This window comes from Novosphingobium sp. LASN5T (genome assembly GCF_003856955.1).
Lineage (GTDB): Bacteria > Pseudomonadota > Alphaproteobacteria > Sphingomonadales > Sphingomonadaceae > Novosphingobium.
On record NZ_RQSI01000063.1, the window covers coordinates 1 to 16,875 of the forward strand.

The window sequence follows — 16,875 nt, forward strand, 5'->3', positions numbered from 1 at the left end:
CCAGCAAGGCCCAGGCCGCAGCCGATTGGATGCATGCCCAGCAGCCCCAGGCCGAGGAGATGGCGGCGTGAAACAGGTTCGCAAAAATGGCGCTGGAATTCACATTAGCGCTGGACTGTCAGGATATATCGCGCCGCTCGTCGGCCCGGACAATGCCCGGCCCGGCGTGCGCCGGCTTGACCTGACCCTTGCCGGGCGAGCCGAGCACGATGCCGAGACCGGCAGCGTGTTCACGCCCAAGATCGGCCTGACCTACGAACCCGTCCCGGGCGTGTCGATCCAGGGTTCGTGGGGACGTTCGTTCAAGGAGCCGACGCTGTTCCAGCTGGCGACGCCCGCCACCGTGACGCTGTCGCGGGCCAGCACGTTTGCCAGCGGCTATCCGGCCACCGCGACCGTCCTCGTGCGCAACGGCGGCAATCCGGATCTCAAGCCGGAGCGCGCCCGCACCTGGACCACGACAATCCGGATCCACCCCGGTATCTTGCGGGGAGGCTCCATCACCGCCAGCTATTTCAACGTCCGGTATCGCGGGCGCATCCAGGCTCCGCTGGGCACTTCGAGCGGCGCGCTCACCAACCCGCTCTATACCGATCTCGTCACGCTGGCGCCGACCACGAGCCAATCGGACGCGCTGGTCGCCTCCGTCGGCGGAGCGATCACCAACGTCGCGGGCCGGCCCTACAATGCGGCCAACGTCATCGCGATATTCGACAACCGCTACCACAATCTTGCATTGCTCGAGGCCGAGGGCCTGGATCTCGGGGCCTCGATGCCGGTCGACCTTGGTACGGCGGGACAGATCAGTCTCAACGGGTCGGCATCGTACATCACCAGCAGCCAGGTCAATATCTCCGGCGCGGCACGCATCGATAGGGCCGGCAGCATCTACAACCCGCCCCACTGGCGTGGACGCTTCGATCTTGCGTGGCGCAAGGGCGCGGTGACCGTTACACCCGTGGCGAACTTCGTGGGCGGCGTCCTGGATACGACCAACAAGGTCCCCGTGTACGGCATCACGACGTTCGACCTTACCATCCGGTTTGCGCCATCGGACAAGGACACCCAAGCCGGATGGGACGTCGCCTTCACGGTGCTCAATATCGGCAACCGCATGCCCGCGCGCATCGTTCCGGCCGATTTCTATTATCCACCCTATGACTCGGCGAATTATTCGATCCAGGGCCGTTACATCGGTCTGGCTGTGGGGAAGCGCTGGTGATCCGCGCGCTTCTTCTCGGGACCGCCGCGCTGGCGTTCAGCCCTTCGGCGGCGCTGGCGGTCCCATCCCTTCCCGTGGCGTGCGACACGGTGTTGCGCTGGCCGGACAATGCCGGCCCCGCGCGCGCGCCCAGGGCGGAAGACCTGATCGAACTGCGCGACCTCGGATATCCCGCGGCACTCGCATCGACGCTCGAGCTCTCGCTCTCGCCCGACCGATCGCAGGTCGTGTTTCCGATCCAGCGCGCGGATCTCGCGAACGATTCCTATTGCGCCGGCCTGGTGGTCCTCGATCCGCACACTGGCGTGGCGCGGCTGCTCGACCCGCACCCGGGGCTCGCGATGCGACCGTTCAATTATCGCGGCCCGACGATCCCGGGGAACGTTCCGGCATTCGTCACGGCCAGGTGGTCGCCCGACGGGCGCTGGATCGCGTATCTGCGTGCAGCGGACGGCGTGACGCGCCTCTGGCGCGTGAGCACGGACGGCAGCGAGCGGCACATGGTTCCGGCGACGGATGAAACAGTCGAGGACTTTGCCTGGTCCGGGGACGGCAAACGCATTATCGTATCCGGCCGCTTCGACCTCGCCGCCGCGTCCGCAGCGATCCGCCAGGAAGACAGCACCGGACATCGCTATGACGAGCGCTTCCTGCCGTTCGTCTCCGCGCGACCGTTTCCCGTCTCCGCCGCTACCGAGGTGCGATCTGTCGACCTCGACACCGGCTCCGTGCGCCCGGCGACCGACGAGGAAAAGAACTGGCTGGGCAAGGCAAGCAAAGCGGAAGTTACTTCGGGGCCGGGCACTTCCAAGGCCTGGCTCTCGCCCAAACACCCGGATCGCTATGGCTCTCCCAAAGTGCTCGGCGTGTCCGACGGTCCGCACCGCCGGGCTTGCCCCGAGCCGCTCTGCGATCACGCGACGGCGTTCTGGTGGTCCGACGACGGCAAGGACATCGCCTATCTGCGGCGCGAAGGCTGGGCGGCGAGCCAGACCGGACTCTATGTGTGGCACAGGCGAGCACCCCGCCCCGAACGCATCCTGTTGACCGACGATTTCCTGGTCGGCTGCCTGCGGGTCGGCCCTGCCCTCCTGTGCGGCCACGAGGCGCCGACACAACCGCGCAGGATCATCACGATCGATCTTCGCACAGGCGCGATGCGATCCCTGTTCGATCCCAACCCCGAATTCCGGTCGATCGAGCTCCAGCCCGCGCGGCGCCTGCGCTGGTCGACGCAAGATGGCAGCGAGGCCTTCGGCGAGCTCGTCCTGCCGGCGGGCACGGCGCCAAACGCGCGCCTGCCGCTGATCGTCACGACGTACCAGACGCGCGGCTTCCTGCGCGGCGCGACGGGTGACGAATACCCGATCCAGCTGTTTGCCGCACGCGGCTTCGCGGTTCTCAGTACCGAGCGGACGCAGGACGTGGGCACGGACACGGCCGGGATCCGGACGGTGGAAGATCTGCTGCGCCATGGCACCACGCATTGGACCGACCGGCGTAATGTCCAGTCCTCGCTCGACAGGGGCGTTGCCACGCTGGTCGATCAGGGACTCATCGATCCGCGTCGCGTTGGCCTGACGGGCCTCAGCGATGGCGCCACGTCGGTCATGTTCGCCCTGCTCAACAGTGCGACGTTCTCGGCGGCGGCGGTCAGCAATTGCTGCATCGATCCCTGGACTTTCGCCGTTGCCGGGCCGGTCACGGCCGCGACCTTCCGCAAGGTCGGCTATCCTCCGATCACCGACGATGCGCCGGAATTCTGGAAGCCGATGTCGCTGGCCCGGAACGCACGGACGTTCCGCACCCCACTGCTCATGCAGCTGCCCGACGAGGAGTTCCTGCTGGCACAGCAAACCCTTGCAGCATTTCACGAAACGGGCGCGCCGGTCGAGGCTTATGTTTTCCCCAACGAGCGCCACGTCAAGATCGGGCCGCTCCACCGAAAGGCGATTTACGATCGCAATATCGCCTGGTTCGACTTCTGGCTGCGCGACCGACGCTCCACCGATCTTGTCGGCGAACCCGATCTCGCACGGTGGCAAGCGATGCGGGACACGCTGCGTCAGACCGGTGTCAAGGAACCTGCAACCGAAACGGCAGGAGATGCTGCCGCCCCTCGCCCGGACCAGTGACGAAGCCAGGCCTCGGTATCGGCGATATGCAGCAAAAGGCTGTGATGGCCGAAGCGGAAGAGCGAGGCGGTTTCCAGCGCCGCCTCGATACGTCTGCGGTCCAGCAAACCGCGGCGCAACAGTTCGCCGTCCAGGATGATCTCCCGCAATTGCGCGATGCGGCCCAGTGCCAGGTCGCGGGCAAAGGCATCGGGGCCGCCTTTGGACCGGCGGTTGACTATCCACGGCGGCAACATGCCCCGGAATGCCATACGTGCGACGGAACGCGTCTGGCCCGATGCGCTCCAGTGCCATGACGGTATGGCGAGGCAGGTCTCGACAACCGGTTGGGCCAGCAGGGGAGAAAGCAAGGCAGGCGCTTCGGCACGGTCGAAGCCCTCCACATAGGGAAGGACGCGCGCGATCATCTCGGCGTGATAGACCTTGCCCGGCAATTCGCGACGCGGCGGCCGCCGCGGGTCCGACCCCAATGGGTCCGGTCCGCTCATGCCGAGGTCCCTGCTCAGGAAACCGGCAAGCCCCGGGCGCCAGTCAGGCCTCCGCCCGAAGCACAGCGTGCGCAGCGCCTGCCAGCCGATCGCGAGCGTTGTCGCGCCGGTAATCTCTTCCAGCGCCTTCAGCGTTTCCCAGGCGCCGTGTCCTGGCCCTTCGCAACGCATGCGATCGACGAGCGGCAAGGAGGAAAAGTTAGAGCAGAACACATTGTCTCCACCCATGCCCGTAAGGATCGCCTCAATGCCAAAGCGATCGCGCAGGATCGCGCATTTCGCGGCAAGCGTCTGGGCATGGGCATGTCCCAGTGGCCTTGGAAGGTGGCGCGTGCTCGATCGCAGGAGGTCGACATCGTCCGCATCGAACCGAAATTCATGCAGGTGCTGGCCGAGGTAACGGGCGAGCGGTCGGGAAAAACCGCGCTCGTCGGCGTCGGGGTCATCCCCGGCGAGTGTAAAGAGTTCGACAGGAACACCGGCGCTGACCGTGCAAGCCGCGACGATGGAGGAATCGAGACCGCCCGAGACGCTCACGGCGAGCCGGGTATCCTGGTCGGTCATGCCTGATACAGCGAGGACAATGGCCTCTCGCAACCGGTCCGCCGCCTCGGCAAATCCGCCGGCTGCAGGGGTCATGTGATCCCGGTAGGACCACTGGCTGCGCAGTGTGCTGCGACCGTCGCGTTCGATCGTCATGGCAGTGCCCGGCATAAGCTCGCGGACGCCGACGAGACAGGTCTCCGCATGCTGGAACACCGGCCTCTGCAAGTGCTCCTCCAATCGAACCCAGTCGACTGCGGGGGCGAGAATCCCGGCGTCACACAGCAGATCGACGTCCGATGCGAACGCCCAGCCCCAGTGCGTCCTGACGTAGTACGCTGCCAGCGTCCCCAAAGGGCTGTGCAGCACCGTTGCGCTGTCCGTCGACGTTTCCGTCTCGAAAGCGATGTAGTTGCCCCAGGTCTCTTTCAGGAGGTCATCGAGCGATATGTCCGACGCCGGCGCGACATCCCTGGCGGGCGAGCGATGAAGCCGGATGGCGCTCTCCTGACGGGCCACCACCAGGCCGAGCGCCACGCCGTTTCCACCGGCCGTATGACAGACCTGTTCGCGGTGACGAGTCCAGAGCGATGCCCTGCCCGGGAAATCCCGGCGCGCAAACAGGAGGCGATCATCGATCCCGCGCCGTTCGCTTTCGCAAGCGGTGGCATCGCTGAAAACGGCAAGCAGGTACCTCGTCTGCATCAGACCGACAGGATTGGCGTGAAAAGGCGAACCCGCTCCACGGTATCGTCGAGCAGATGCCCCTGGTGCTGCACCCAGCAATGCGCGAAAAATGGAGCGGCCCGGACGCCGACCACGAGGTCGACGCCGATGCCCGCCGCGGTCAAGGCCTTGAACAGGGCAATGGACTTCATGAAACAGCGATTGCGCGGCGGGATCACCCTGTGGGTCGCGCGAAAGGCGCGCACAATCGCGTCCCGTGCAGCCTCGGCATCGCCGGCGCCATGTCCGGCACTGTTCGCGCGCATGCACGCGAGCCGCGCCACCAGGGTCTCAAGGCTCTGGACCCGCAATGCCCAGGCGCTCGCGATCTGCAGCACAAGCAGCCTCGCGACCCACTGTTTCGAGCAGCGTCCTTCCGCAATGGCGACAACGGTCCCGTCATCGTCCAGAAGCGGCGGCACTGGCCGATCGCAGCCGGCAGGCGTCTCCCGCTGATCAAGAAGTCCGTGGTCCACCAGGAGAGCACCGATCCTCGACGGGCCAGGCCCGAGTGCCTGGCCGCTCATCACCTGCCGCAGGACATCGCGCACAGGGGGCGGTACCGCATGATAACGGGATCGGCGGAGATCGAGCAGCACCATCTGCGGGCCGATCTCGGCGATGCGTATGTGGTCTGCAAGGTACAAGGCCACGCCCCTCACACGGAGAAGGATGCGCAGGATTCCTGCGCATCCTCCGAAATCATTCGTCGTTGAGGCCCGTTTCCCCGACCCGGCTCGGGCCGAGAATGTCGAACTTCTCGCCGGCCGGCGGCCCCTTGGTCTCGATCCTCGCGTCCCCGAGGTCGATCAGCTCGGCGTCGGTCTTGTGGGCATGGTCCATAGATACCTCCTCTTGGTCGCCGCCATGATCGGCAGCATCGCCAAGGCTAGGTTTCCACCCGCGTATACGTGAGCCTATACGTTCCCGATGTGGGAGTGTGCCGCATCCCGAAGGGAAGCACGGTCCGGTTATCGTCGTCCGGTCCTCGGAGCATCCTGTCGGGTGACAAGCCACATCCTTGCAAGTGGCGCATCGAATGCCCGCAGGGCTTCGGAATGCGCTCGTCCGCCCCCAACCGGGCCGTGCATCGTCCGGGACCGAGACGCAGATATCATGCTGCTCTCTCCAAACATCAGGTCCGTTTTGTGTGTTCCCGCCATGACGACTGATCGCGCGGCAAGCGCTGCTCATCGTCGATGACCTCAAGGCGATGCGGCGGATTGCGGCCCCACGACCACAGCACCAGATTCCGATCGTCGGACGTAGCGCGCGAGGCAAAGCTGGGAACAATCACGCCGGCGCAGCCGGCTGCGATCAGCCGGTCTGCCATATCCCAGGTCGGAACCGGCTTGCGATCTCCGGCGAGCCGCTCCCACGCACAACCGAGCTGCGCCAGGGTGACCTGTACCAGCTCGCGGACATGATGGTCGGTGAGATCGAGAATATCGGAAAGGGCGGCCCGATAGCTGCAGATCGTCAATGGTTGTGCCTTGAAGGCAAAGCCTTGCTGGGCCTCCAGCCAAGCCGTCTCGAGGCTCAGGGCCGCATAGAAACACGCCGTACCGATACGGTTAAAACGGCCACCATGGATCCTCGCGCCTTCGCCGGACTCCGGATCGAAGGCCCAGGCGGGATGATGCGCACGATAAGCCAACCCGTCGAACCGGCTGAACGGCAAGATCGCTTTGGAAGTCCGGCCCAAGGATCAGGCAAAGCCGCCGGCAGCGATCCGGCCGAGATAGGCGCGAACCTTCTCACCATGACCCTGGCGCACCAGCTCCTCCGCCGTGGCATCGCCGAACGACGGCAGCGGTTGCGACCTGTACCAGGCGTAGGCGGCGAGTTCGCTGCCCGCCCACGGGATGACCCGGTTGATTATCTCACTCATCTCCCGCAGTCGCGCCTGCGTGGTCACGCTGTTACTGCGGGCAGCCTTCGAAACCGCATCACGCGACAGACCGGCGGCAAGCGCCAGTTCCGACTTGGTGATATGAAGTGCTGCCGACAGCCGGTCGGCCGAGACACCCTTCTCGCCCGAGACTTCGCTGAGAAATGCCGCGCTGGCCATTTCGCCTCACCATATGACCATATTCGGGATGATATATGCGGCAAGCAGCGTGGAGAGTCAAGATCGTTTCAGGACAGGCACACCGCGGTCGGCCGATTGCGCTAGCGAATCTCCCGCGTTTGGCGCGCCCGGGATCAGGAGCGCCGCCAGTTCCTCGGGTCGTATAGACAAGCGAGAATGGCATCGACGTGGTGCAGCCGCCAGCGAAGATAGGCACCCAATGCTCTGCGCGCACCGGGGAATGCTCCGCTGACGAGAACAGCCCGCAACTTTTGCAGCTCGTCCACCCGATCCTTGTAGAGCCCTTCGCAGATACGCAGCGTATGCAGACGATCTCCTGCCGCTCGAATGGCAAAGGCAAGCTCGCTGTCACCCGAGCGCGCTCCAAGGCCCGCGAAAAGTTCGCTCGCCGCCGCGGCAATACCGGCCGCGTCCACCGGTTGGGAGAAACACGATGGTTCCTCGCCCCCCTGATGGAGATCTGCTTTCGCCATGGAACTGAAAGCCATCCGCAGCAGGCTGTGGTGCCAGAGATACAGAGCCCTGACGCTCTCGGCTGTGGCGAAAGGTATCTGGAATCCGCCGGATGGTCTGCTTTCCAGCAGCCGCTCACCGACGAGCCGGTGAAAGGCGTCCCTTACGGGACTGACGCTGATCTCGTGCTCGGCGGCGACGGCATGCGTGTTAAGCGGCGCGCCGGGAGCAAAGCGACCATGCATGATCGCGTCCTTCAAGGCTCGATAGGTCTGCTCAGCGAGAACCATTTCGGGCGCCATCGGACAACGCCCTCAATCTGGCCCGATATCGCGCCGGCCCGATAGCCCAAGACGCTTTGCCAGGCGTTTAACCGAATACTCCGCGATGGAACTTACACAACGTTCCTCGAGCTCGGACAGGTCGTCCAGCAGGAGTTCTCGCGGAAAGTTCATCTGTCGCTCCACGAACAGGATGAGGATCAGGAGATACCCGGTCGCCAGGCCAAGGCTGGCAGCGCAGCGCAAGTGGTCTTCAATGGTTGCGCGGGGATTGCCGCCTTCGATTTCCCGAAGCCAGCGCACCGTTATGCCCACGTCGTCAGCCAATGCTTCCTGGGACAACCGGCTACGCCGGCGCTTCTCCTCGATACACCATCCGGATGTCACCTTTATACGATGCAATATCGGCCCTTCATCGGACTGACTTGATGCCTGAGACGACATGATCAGGTCTCCCTGTCCGTGGCTCAAAGCTTTCTGCGTAGTCCGACTGCATCAACCTGTTTTCACCGGGACGATGCGTCAATTGGTATCGTTCCCGATCTGGGAGCCAATAACACGCCGCGCCAGAGCCGGGAATGCACCAGAGATCGCCTGCTATTTCATTCCACCGCATGAATCGCGGGCGGAGTGACCGATGCCGGGGCGCTGTTTCGAAGGGGTGATTCGTCCGGGGGAACCGCTCGTACGGTAACAGATCCGCCGAAGTTCCGGCCGGTGAGCCCCGGGGCGGCTCCAACAACCGGAAATCCGGTTCCGGATCAGGAACCTGGGTTCCTCTTCCGGCAGCGGGCTTCCTAACGCGGAAGCACAATGCCTCCCCTATTGCGGCTCTCGACCTGCTTGCGTCATCACCTCTCCATCGAAGTGGTGACGGCAAGCGAAGCCCGACAGCACCAAGCGTTCCAACAGTCCACCCCAGACGTGAACGGCCATCGCCTCCCGCGATCGCCGCCATGGAGAAACATGCCTTATGCCCTGCCGCGCAACGCCCGCAGCACCGCCTGGAATGTCACGCCGCGCGAGCCTCGCTGCCATCGCGCTCGTGCTCTCAACGCCCGCCTTTGCCAGCCCGCAGACGGCCAAGGACGACACGGCCGCGCTCGATGAGGCAGCGGGGGAGGCCCAGCGGAAGCTTCAACAGACCTTTACGAACCTCCAGTTCACCGATTTCGCGCCCTCGCCAGTCAAAGGGCCGATCTACCAGGCGAACGCCGGTGGCAGGACCATCTATTTCGCGCCGGAAAGCGAACACCTCGTGTTTGGCGCGATATACGACAAGAACGGGATCAACCTGACGGCGCTCGCGCAAGATGCCAGCGCAAGGGAGCGCCTTGAAGCCCTGGATCCTGCCAGTGCACTGGTCATCGGCCCTACGGGCGCGCCGAAGGTGATCGAGTTCACCGATCCCGAATGCCCCTATTGCCAGGCGCTCGAGCGCTTCTGGTTGGCAAAAGAGGCCGAGGGCAAGCCTGTCCAACGTCTCGTCTATTTCGTCAGTGGCATCCACCGCCAAGCGGCCGCGAAGGCCGAGCATATCCTGTGCTCCCCTGACCCACAGGCAACGTTCAAGGCCATCTATGCCGGCGCGCAGCCCGCCGCCCTTCTCAAGTGCCGGGCCGGCGCGGAGAAGGTTGCCCGCGACGCGGATACGGTCCGCAAGATGGGCGTGTCGGGCACGCCGACGCTGTTTGTCGATGGAAAGCTCGTGTCCGGCTTCCAGCAGGCCGAGCTCGAGACCTTCCTCGAGACCCGGAGCCGCAAACCCCAGCACGGCCCCTGACGGCCAGCCGAGACGATTTTGGCGGCCCCTGCGCGCGCGCCCGCGCCGCCCGGGACCGGAATGCCGGCGGGCGCGCGCCTCCAGGGGCCGTCCAGCGCAGCCGTCGGCCGGACGCGACCACCGATCGGTACCGGCAAGCATGTTCCGGACGGCTCCGACGACGACCTCTTTGGTCAAAAAGGAGACTGACTATGCTGACTCTGCTTCGAGGAAGGACGTTCCGCACGATCGGCGCGGCGGTCCTTTTCCTCCTGGCCGCGATCGCCGGCACGAGTGCCGCTTACGCCTTCCAGGCGCCGGCCGCCGGCGACCTTGGTTACGACATCTACGACATCGTCGTGAACCAGGGCGTCAAGGGACCGCTCGGCTTCGTGGGCGGCGTTGCCGCCTTCCTGTTCGGCGTCTCGCGGCTCTTCTCGAACATCATGATCGGCATCCCGACGATCGTGGCGGCGGTCTGCCTCATCAAGGCCGATTCTATCCTCCAGACCTTCGGCATGGTGATCTGAGATCGGGACCGGGCGCGCCGGCCTGGTCGGCCGCCCTTACGATACGGAAGGCGATGGGCGCCTTTCGGACCCCACGCCTCGCGGCGTGGTGAAGCAAGGGAGAAGGGCGTGGACGAGCGTCTGCCGCAGTTCCTGCATAAGCCGACCCAGATCCTCTGGTTCGACAGCCAGGAGTTCATCGTCGTGATGTCCACGATCTTCGTCGCGGTCATCGTCGGCGGGATCATTGGCTGGCTGCTCATCGGCGCCCTTCTCCTCTTCATTCCCTGGAAGCGGACCAAGCCGCGCGGGTTCGTGCCCCATCTGGCCTGGCGCTGGGGCCTCGCCCGCTTCCGCCGTTATCCGGGTCCGACCCAGACCCGCTTCTTCGAGTAAGCGCGATGGCAAATCCCTTCAGGCGCAAGCCCCAGGCCGACATGATCGGCGATACGCGGCCGAGCTGGCACCTGCACCGCTACCTCCAGGGTTCGGCCAATCTCTTCGAGGAAAACCGGCTGCTCAAGGTGGCGATCGCCGGCCTCTTCGGCATCACGGCCGTGCTGGGCACGGTCATCTACACCTCGCACCAGAACGCGCGCACCGTGATCGTGCCGTTCGGCGCCGACGGCGACCTCTATGTGACGGGCAACAAACCGTCCGAGACCTACCTGCGCGCGATCACCTTCAACATCGTCGGCCTTGCTGGCACCTATTCCGCCTATTCGGCCGATCGGCAGTTCCAGGAGCTGCTGCGCATCGCCCATCCCAGCGCCTATAACGGCTTGCGCGATAGCCTGAGCCGTCTGCTCGATGAGCTCGGCAACAATCCGACGCTCTCGATTGCAACCTACATCCGCGGCGACCAGCCCGTTACCTGGACGGGGAGCGAGATCCTCGTGCCCGTCGAGAAGGTGCGCGTGATCGGCGGGGTGATCCGCAAATTCCGGGGAAACTTGCGCATCCGCTACGCCCTCGAGAACGGCCGCTTCTGGCTGACCGCCCTCCAGGAGGAGAACTTCAGTGCCGATATCCGGTAATCGGGCGAGGCTTGCCTGCCTCGCCGGGACGCTTATCGCGTCCGTTCCCGCTGCCACGCCCACCCTCGCCCAAGCGATCATGGCGTTGTCCGACCAGACGAGCCGGATCCGGCTGTCCAATCGCGACGTCAATCATATCGTCTGCGTCGGCGGTGACATCGAGGACGTCAAATTCTCGGCCGAGAAGGGTCTCGCCGTCGAGCGCGGCGGCTCGGACGCCTGGATCAAGTTTCTTGTGCTGGAAACCGAGGATCCCAATGTCCCAGGCGGAGCCGGCAAGACGCGCACGTATGTGACGACGCCTTCGGAATTCTTCGTCTCGTGCAATGGCGCGATTTATCCACTCTACGCCGAGCCCGCCGACATTCCGGCGCAGACGGTCACGCTGGCTCCTGGCGGCGTACAGCGCGCCCGGGCCAATAATGCCCTGCTCGGGCCGCTCGTCGAGGAAGAGCGGGCCGTGGGCATCGCCCTTGCGATCCTGCAGGACCGCGTGCCGGCCTCCTTCTCCGAGGTGGCGCCGTCGCGTGATCGCCTGATCCTCGCGGACCTCCCGACCGCGACGCTGACCGAACGACGCCGTCTCGAAGTCGAGGGCGCCGACCTTTCTGTGAGTGAATATCTCTTCCGGTCCAGCGCCGCCGTCACGCTCGATGAGCGCAACTTTCTCGATAGCGCGCTCGGGGCCGACATTTTCGCCATCACGCTCGATCGCCTGACGCTGGGGCCCAGCGAGACCGCCCGGCTGATCGTCGTCCGCCGGAGCGTTCAGTCATGACCACACCAGAGGACAGCCCGCAGGTCGCACCGCCCGCTGCGCCCCGCGCCGACGCGGACGACGCCACGCTCGACACGTCAGCTCGCCCCGCTTTGCTCGATCTGCGGGCGCAGTGGTCGAGGCTCACCTCGGACCAGAAGCTTCGCGCCAAGCAATTCGGTGTGGTCTCGACGATCGCGCTCCTTGGCCTTGGCCTCTACACAGCAAGTTCGAGCGGGAAGAAGGAAGCGCCCAAGGCGCCCCAAGCGAGCAATCTCGACATGGGTGCGGGACTTCGCGGCGACAGCCTGGAAGTGAAGCTGCGTGGGGATCTGCAGAAGATCCTCGACGGGCAGACCCTGCTCGGCGACCGGGTCACGGCGATCGAGGAAGGCAAGGTCGTTCCGGGGACCGGCGCCCACGCGACCGCGTCCGGCGATGGCGGCGATCTACCGCCTGCAATTCCTGGCGAGGCTCCGGCCTATCCCCCCGCCCCGCCCGAAGCAAGGAACGTGGCCGATGAGATTCCGGCGCCGCCTGTTGCTCCGTCCGCGCCGCCGGCGCCCCCGGCCCCACCCACGCAGCGCCAGGTCGGCGCAATCGGCGCGGCAACCGCCACCCAAGCCCCGGAAGGAGGTGCCGGCAGCTCGCCCTCGTCAAAAAAAGGGAAGCGGACGATCTATTTGCCACCTGGTTTCATGAAGGCGCGGCTGCTGACCGGCATAGACGCGCTGGCGAGCCGGGACGCGACCAGTAATCCCGAACCGATCATCGCCAGGGTCCAGGCGCCCGCCGTACTTCCCAACGAGGTCAAGGCCAACCTCGCCGGCTGCTTCGTCATCGGCAACGCGACAGGGAGCCTGGCGAAGGAGCGAGTCGAGATCCAGCTTGTGTCGATTTCCTGCGTGGACTTCGAGAGCCATGCCGTCGTCGATCAAGCGATCAAGGGTTTCTTCGTCGATGCCGATGGCAAGAAGGGCCTGTCGGGTAAGGTCGTAACCCGCGCCGGAGCGACGCTCGCCCGCTCGTTCATCGCCGGCACGATCGCCGGTATCTCGCAGAGTGTCGAAGGATCGTTCGGCAGCCTCTCGACCTCGGCGCTGGGCAGCGTCCGCAGCCTCGATGCAGGCGACGCCGTCAAGTCGGGCGTCGCGGGCGGCCTCTCCCAGTCCTCGGACAAGCTCACCGACTTCTACCTCGATCTCGCCCGTCAGGCCGGACCGGTCGTCGAAGTCGGCGCCGCCAAGGATGTCGTGGTCGTCATCCAGGAGGGCCTCGCCCTCGAGATCAAGCCGTCGGTCGGGAGCAAATTCTGATGCTCCTCGCGCCCCACCCCAAAGGAGGTCCCGCCATGCAGCCGGCATCCCGTAAGCTTTTCCATCGCACGTTCCTGTCGCTGGGCCTGCTCGCTCTACTCAGCGGATGCGCCGCCGTCGGTTCGATGATGTCGCCCTATTCCGAGAAGTTCGACTGCAAGAACAGCGATCACGGACAGTGCATCCATCCCGACCGGGCTTATGAGGACGCGGTCGCCGGCGTCGCGTCGAAGTCGGATCCCAAGGTCACCAACGATCGAGCGATGCTGCGCGGCCAGGACCAGGGCAAGGCCGTGGCCAAGGGCAAACCGGGCAGCAATGGCTCGAGCACCGCCTATGGCAGTTATCGCGACAGCGTCTACCAGGAGCTCAAGGGCCTGATCGAGGCGCCCGTCACCCCGATGCTGAAGCCGGCACGGACGGTGCGCACGCTGATCCTGCCCTATGCCGATCGGCAGCGGCCCGACCGCCTCTATATGCCGCGCTATGTCTATTCGGTGATCGACAAGCCGGTCTGGGTCGTCGGCGGCGCGTTCGTCGCCGCGCCCGGCCGCGCGTCGCAGGCCCCCATCCTTGGCCAGGTGCGCGATCCGGTAACCTCCGACGGTGAGCCGGCGTCGACACCGGAGCGTGCGACCGTTCCCGCGTCCCCGGCGATCGTCCCGCCCGCACCGGAGCCGCAGCCATGAGGGCGCTCAGCTATGCGCGGCTACGCAGCGCGGTCCGGCGCGACAGCTTCTCGGATCATCTCCCGCTCGTTGCCTGGGACGGGGATAGCGAAGCGTTCCTGTGCATCGACGACACCTGGGGTCACGCCTGGGAGCTGGAGCCGACCGCCTATATGTTCGCCCATGTCCAGGGCGCGCTGCAAGGGCTGCTCAACATCCATTTCCCCGACGGGACCGTCCTTCAGCTTCACACCTTCGCGGACCCGCTGATCGATGGCGCGCTCGACGCCTTCCTCGATCTCAAGACCCGCGACGATCCGCTGATCCAGGCTTCGGCGCGCCATACCCACGCCTATCTGAGCGAAGGGCGTCATGGCCTCAAGGCTCTGCACGGGATTCCGGTCCGCAACTTCCGGACGCTGCTGTCGATCAAGACGCGGCGACCGCTGGGTGAGGATCTGCGCCGACAGGTCGAGGAGCAATTGTCAAAGCTCGGCATTCGCCGACTGCCGCCGGAGGACATGGTCGCCTTCTACCGCCGCATCTTCAACGGCGTAGCGGATTCCGCACCCGGCGTATTTGCCGACGGCACCACCGTCGGCGCGCCGCCAATCGCCAAGCAGATCATCGATGCCGGCCCCGATCTCGTGTTCGAGGGCGCCGAGGTGTTCCTCGGCAATCAGGTGGCGCGCTGCCTGACGCCTAAGGCGCCTGCGCGCCGGATCACCGCCGAGCGGGCCAATCGCTTCATGGGCGGTATGCGCGGCGCGTCCGAAGACAGCGACCAGATCGGCGGGCCGTTCCTCTACACGCTCAACATCCTGTTCGATCATTCGCAGTTCGAGATCCACAAGCGCGCACAGATTCTGTCGGCGCAAAAGGCCGCGGGCAGTTTCGCGGTCGAGGTCGGCAAGCAGATCGAGGAGATCGGCTGGATCCTCGACGAGGCGGGCAACAGCAAGTTCGTCCGCGTCATCCCGACCATCTGGGTGTTCGGGCGGGACCGGGCGCACGCCCGCGACCTGGCCGCGCGCGCCAAGCGGCTTTGGGAGGGCGAACCCCTGCCCTTCTCGATGCAGGAGGAGAGCTATCTCAACCCGACGCTTCTGGTGATGAGCCTGCCGTTCGGGCTCTATCCCGATCGCACGACGCTGCGCCTGCTCGAACGCGACTTCCGCATGCCGGTGAAGGCGGCGGTACTGATGGCGCCGATCCAGACTGACTTTCGCGGCGGCGGGCGCCCGGCGCTGCTCTACACCGGACGCAAGGGCCAGCTCGTCACGCTCGACGTGTTCGATCCGCGCATCAACAATTACAATTTCATCGTCTCAGCCGAGAGCGGCGCCGGCAAGAGTTTCCTGCTCAACAACCTGTGCCAGCAATATTATGCGCAAGGCTCGCTGATCCGCATCATCGATATCGGCGGCAGCTACCGGAAGCTCTGCACGCTCTGCTCGGGCCGCTATATCGACATCGGCGAGGAGCATCTCGTCCTCAATCCGTTCGACATGGGCCTCGCGCTCGACGGTGACGACAAGCAGTCGGCCATTACCATGGCGGTCGCGATCGTCGCGGAGATGGCGAACGCTTCCACCCGCAAGGGCGTCACCACCTCGGAATGGAACCTGCTCAAGTCGGCGGTCCAGTGGACGATCGACACGGGCCGCGCCGATCACGGGATCGATGCCGTGCGGGAATGGCTCGGCACCTACCCCTCCCAGGTCGAAACCGCACTCGACAGCGTGGACCATCTGATCCCCGTTTCCCGCGAGCTCGCCTTCAACCTGCGCGATTTCGGATCGGGGGGCGCCTATGGCCATTATTTCAACGGGCCTTCGACGCTCGACATTCGCCACGACGAATTTGTGGTGCTCGAGCTCGAGCGCCTGAAGGCAATGCCGGACCTCTTCAACGTCATCGTCATGGTGGTCGTGAACGCGGTCACGCAGGAGCTCTACCTCTCGGCGCGCGACAAGCCCCGCTTCGTGCTCTGCGACGAAGCCGCGCAGTTCATGACCACGACCGATGGGCAGGACCTGTCGCGTCTCGCCGAGGCATTCGGCCAGGGTTATCGGCGCGCCCGCAAATATCGCGGCTCGTTTGGCATCGTGCTGCAGTCGATGAACGACCTCATGCTGTTTGGCGGTACCGGCCAGGTCATCCTCGAAAATGCCGCGACCCGCTTCCTGCTGCAGGGCTCGACCTATGATCGGGCTGTCGACAACAAGATCCTCGATTATTCGGGGTTCGTCCTCGACCTGCTGAAGTCGGTCCGCAATTCCAAGCCTAACTATAGCGAGGTCTTCATCGACTCGCCGCTGGGCCTCGGCATCGCGCGGCTGGTCGTCGATCCCTTCTCCTACTGGATCAACACCTCGGCCCCCGATGAGGTAGCGGCTTTCGAGGCACTCATGCGCCAGGGTCTCTCGCCGCTCGAAGCGATCTGCCGCCTCGCCGGCGTCGACCCATCCGAGATCCTGGGTGCGCCCGCTGCGCCCGGCCTGGTGGGAGCGTAATCGCATGGCGCGCTTCACCCCTCACCCCGATCAGCTGCCGCTCAACTGGTCCGATACGCAAGCGATCGAGGTGATCGTCGAGCAACGGCTCGCCGAGCGCTTCGAGGCGGAATCCTTCCAGTGGCGCTTCCGTCTGGTAATGATCGAAACCGTGATGATGGGCATGCTGGTGCTCCTCGCAGGGCTCCTGCTCAAGCAGCCCACGATGATGGTGCTGCGCGCCTCTTTGCTGGTCGCCGGCTCCTGCCTTGTTGGGGTGGACGGCTCCCAACGGCATCGCAATGTGCCAGAGTGAGTGCGTTGCAAGACTCAATCAAGGGAGCCGCCCGTGGAGCAAATTACCCGCATAGGCATGGATACGTCAAAGAAC

General features: G+C 65.1%; 18 protein-coding genes. 11 read left to right on the top strand and 7 right to left on the bottom strand.

From position 1 onward, the window contains the following. Positions 1-67 precede the first annotated feature (67 nt). Together EH199_RS22050 and EH199_RS22055 are read left to right on the top strand one after the other, a co-directional pair. Positions 68-1,222, top strand: a complete 1,155-nt coding sequence (locus EH199_RS22050; protein WP_190287385.1) for a TonB-dependent receptor — start codon at positions 68-70, stop codon at positions 1,220-1,222. After that, complete coding sequence (locus EH199_RS22055) at positions 1,219-3,357, top strand: Atxe2 family lasso peptide isopeptidase (RefSeq protein WP_190287386.1); 2,139 nt, start codon at positions 1,219-1,221, stop codon at positions 3,355-3,357. The genes EH199_RS22050 and EH199_RS22055 overlap by 4 nt, the downstream gene beginning before the upstream one ends. Here EH199_RS22055 and EH199_RS22060 read toward each other — a convergent pair. The 7 genes from EH199_RS22060 to EH199_RS22090 form a co-directional block, all read right to left on the bottom strand. Beyond that, entirely contained in the window at positions 3,288-5,093 is a 1,806-nt protein-coding gene (locus EH199_RS22060; protein WP_124811234.1) for an asparagine synthase C-terminal domain-containing protein, read from the bottom strand. The genes EH199_RS22055 and EH199_RS22060 overlap by 70 nt on opposite strands. Further along, positions 5,093-5,761 carry a lasso peptide biosynthesis B2 protein gene (locus EH199_RS22065; protein WP_124811235.1) on the bottom strand — a complete coding sequence of 223 codons (669 nt, stop codon included), beginning with the start codon at positions 5,759-5,761 and terminating at the stop codon, positions 5,093-5,095. The genes EH199_RS22060 and EH199_RS22065 overlap by 1 nt, the downstream gene beginning before the upstream one ends. A 55-nt stretch (positions 5,762-5,816) precedes the next feature. Next, entirely contained in the window at positions 5,817-5,957 is a 141-nt protein-coding gene (locus EH199_RS22070; RefSeq protein ID WP_124811236.1) for a benenodin family lasso peptide, read from the bottom strand. Between the two features lie 292 nt (positions 5,958-6,249). Continuing rightward, positions 6,250-6,795: an RES family NAD+ phosphorylase gene (locus tag EH199_RS22075; protein ID WP_223806850.1), complete on the bottom strand. Its 546-nt coding sequence runs from the start codon at positions 6,793-6,795 to the stop codon at positions 6,250-6,252. Positions 6,796-6,822: 27 nt separating this feature from the next. Further along, entirely contained in the window at positions 6,823-7,185 is a 363-nt protein-coding gene (locus tag EH199_RS22080) for an antitoxin Xre/MbcA/ParS toxin-binding domain-containing protein (protein WP_124811237.1), read from the bottom strand. 134 nt (positions 7,186-7,319) lie between these two features. Next, positions 7,320-7,961, bottom strand: a complete 642-nt coding sequence (locus tag EH199_RS22085; RefSeq protein ID WP_124811238.1) for a GntR family transcriptional regulator — start codon at positions 7,959-7,961, stop codon at positions 7,320-7,322. Between the two features lie 12 nt (positions 7,962-7,973). Beyond that, a complete protein-coding gene (locus EH199_RS22090; RefSeq protein ID WP_124811239.1) occupies positions 7,974-8,384 on the bottom strand; it encodes a helix-turn-helix domain-containing protein in 411 nt (136 codons plus the stop codon). A gap of 565 nt (positions 8,385-8,949) precedes the next feature. Here EH199_RS22090 and EH199_RS22095 point away from each other — a divergent pair. The 9 genes from EH199_RS22095 (at position 8,950) to EH199_RS22135 (ending at position 16,800) form a co-directional block, all read left to right on the top strand. Beyond that, complete coding sequence (locus tag EH199_RS22095; protein ID WP_124811240.1) at positions 8,950-9,723, top strand: DsbC family protein; 774 nt, start codon at positions 8,950-8,952, stop codon at positions 9,721-9,723. A gap of 191 nt (positions 9,724-9,914) precedes the next feature. Further along, positions 9,915-10,232 carry a hypothetical protein gene (locus tag EH199_RS22100; protein WP_124811241.1) on the top strand — a complete coding sequence of 106 codons (318 nt, stop codon included), beginning with the start codon at positions 9,915-9,917 and terminating at the stop codon, positions 10,230-10,232. A gap of 108 nt (positions 10,233-10,340) precedes the next feature. Further along, positions 10,341-10,607 (top strand): type IV conjugative transfer system protein TraL, encoded by a 267-nt coding sequence (locus EH199_RS22105; protein ID WP_124811242.1) that lies wholly within the window; start codon positions 10,341-10,343, stop codon positions 10,605-10,607. Positions 10,608-10,648: 41 nt separating this feature from the next. Further along, positions 10,649-11,248, top strand: a complete 600-nt coding sequence (locus EH199_RS22110; RefSeq protein WP_370449721.1) for a TraE/TraK family type IV conjugative transfer system protein — start codon at positions 10,649-10,651, stop codon at positions 11,246-11,248. 79 nt (positions 11,249-11,327) lie between these two features. Beyond that, positions 11,328-12,026: a type-F conjugative transfer system secretin TraK gene (locus EH199_RS22115; RefSeq protein WP_370449722.1), complete on the top strand. Its 699-nt coding sequence runs from the start codon at positions 11,328-11,330 to the stop codon at positions 12,024-12,026. Then, positions 12,023-13,321: a TraB/VirB10 family protein gene (locus tag EH199_RS22120; RefSeq protein ID WP_124811245.1), complete on the top strand. Its 1,299-nt coding sequence runs from the start codon at positions 12,023-12,025 to the stop codon at positions 13,319-13,321. The genes EH199_RS22115 and EH199_RS22120 overlap by 4 nt, the downstream gene beginning before the upstream one ends. A gap of 35 nt (positions 13,322-13,356) precedes the next feature. Further along, positions 13,357-14,010: a TraV family lipoprotein gene (locus EH199_RS22125; protein WP_124811246.1), complete on the top strand. Its 654-nt coding sequence runs from the start codon at positions 13,357-13,359 to the stop codon at positions 14,008-14,010. After that, positions 14,007-16,505, top strand: a complete 2,499-nt coding sequence (locus EH199_RS22130; protein ID WP_124811247.1) for a TraC family protein — start codon at positions 14,007-14,009, stop codon at positions 16,503-16,505. The genes EH199_RS22125 and EH199_RS22130 overlap by 4 nt, the downstream gene beginning before the upstream one ends. Positions 16,506-16,509: 4 nt before the next feature. Then, a complete protein-coding gene (locus EH199_RS22135; RefSeq protein ID WP_124811248.1) occupies positions 16,510-16,800 on the top strand; it encodes a hypothetical protein in 291 nt (96 codons plus the stop codon). Positions 16,801-16,875 lie beyond the last annotated feature (75 nt).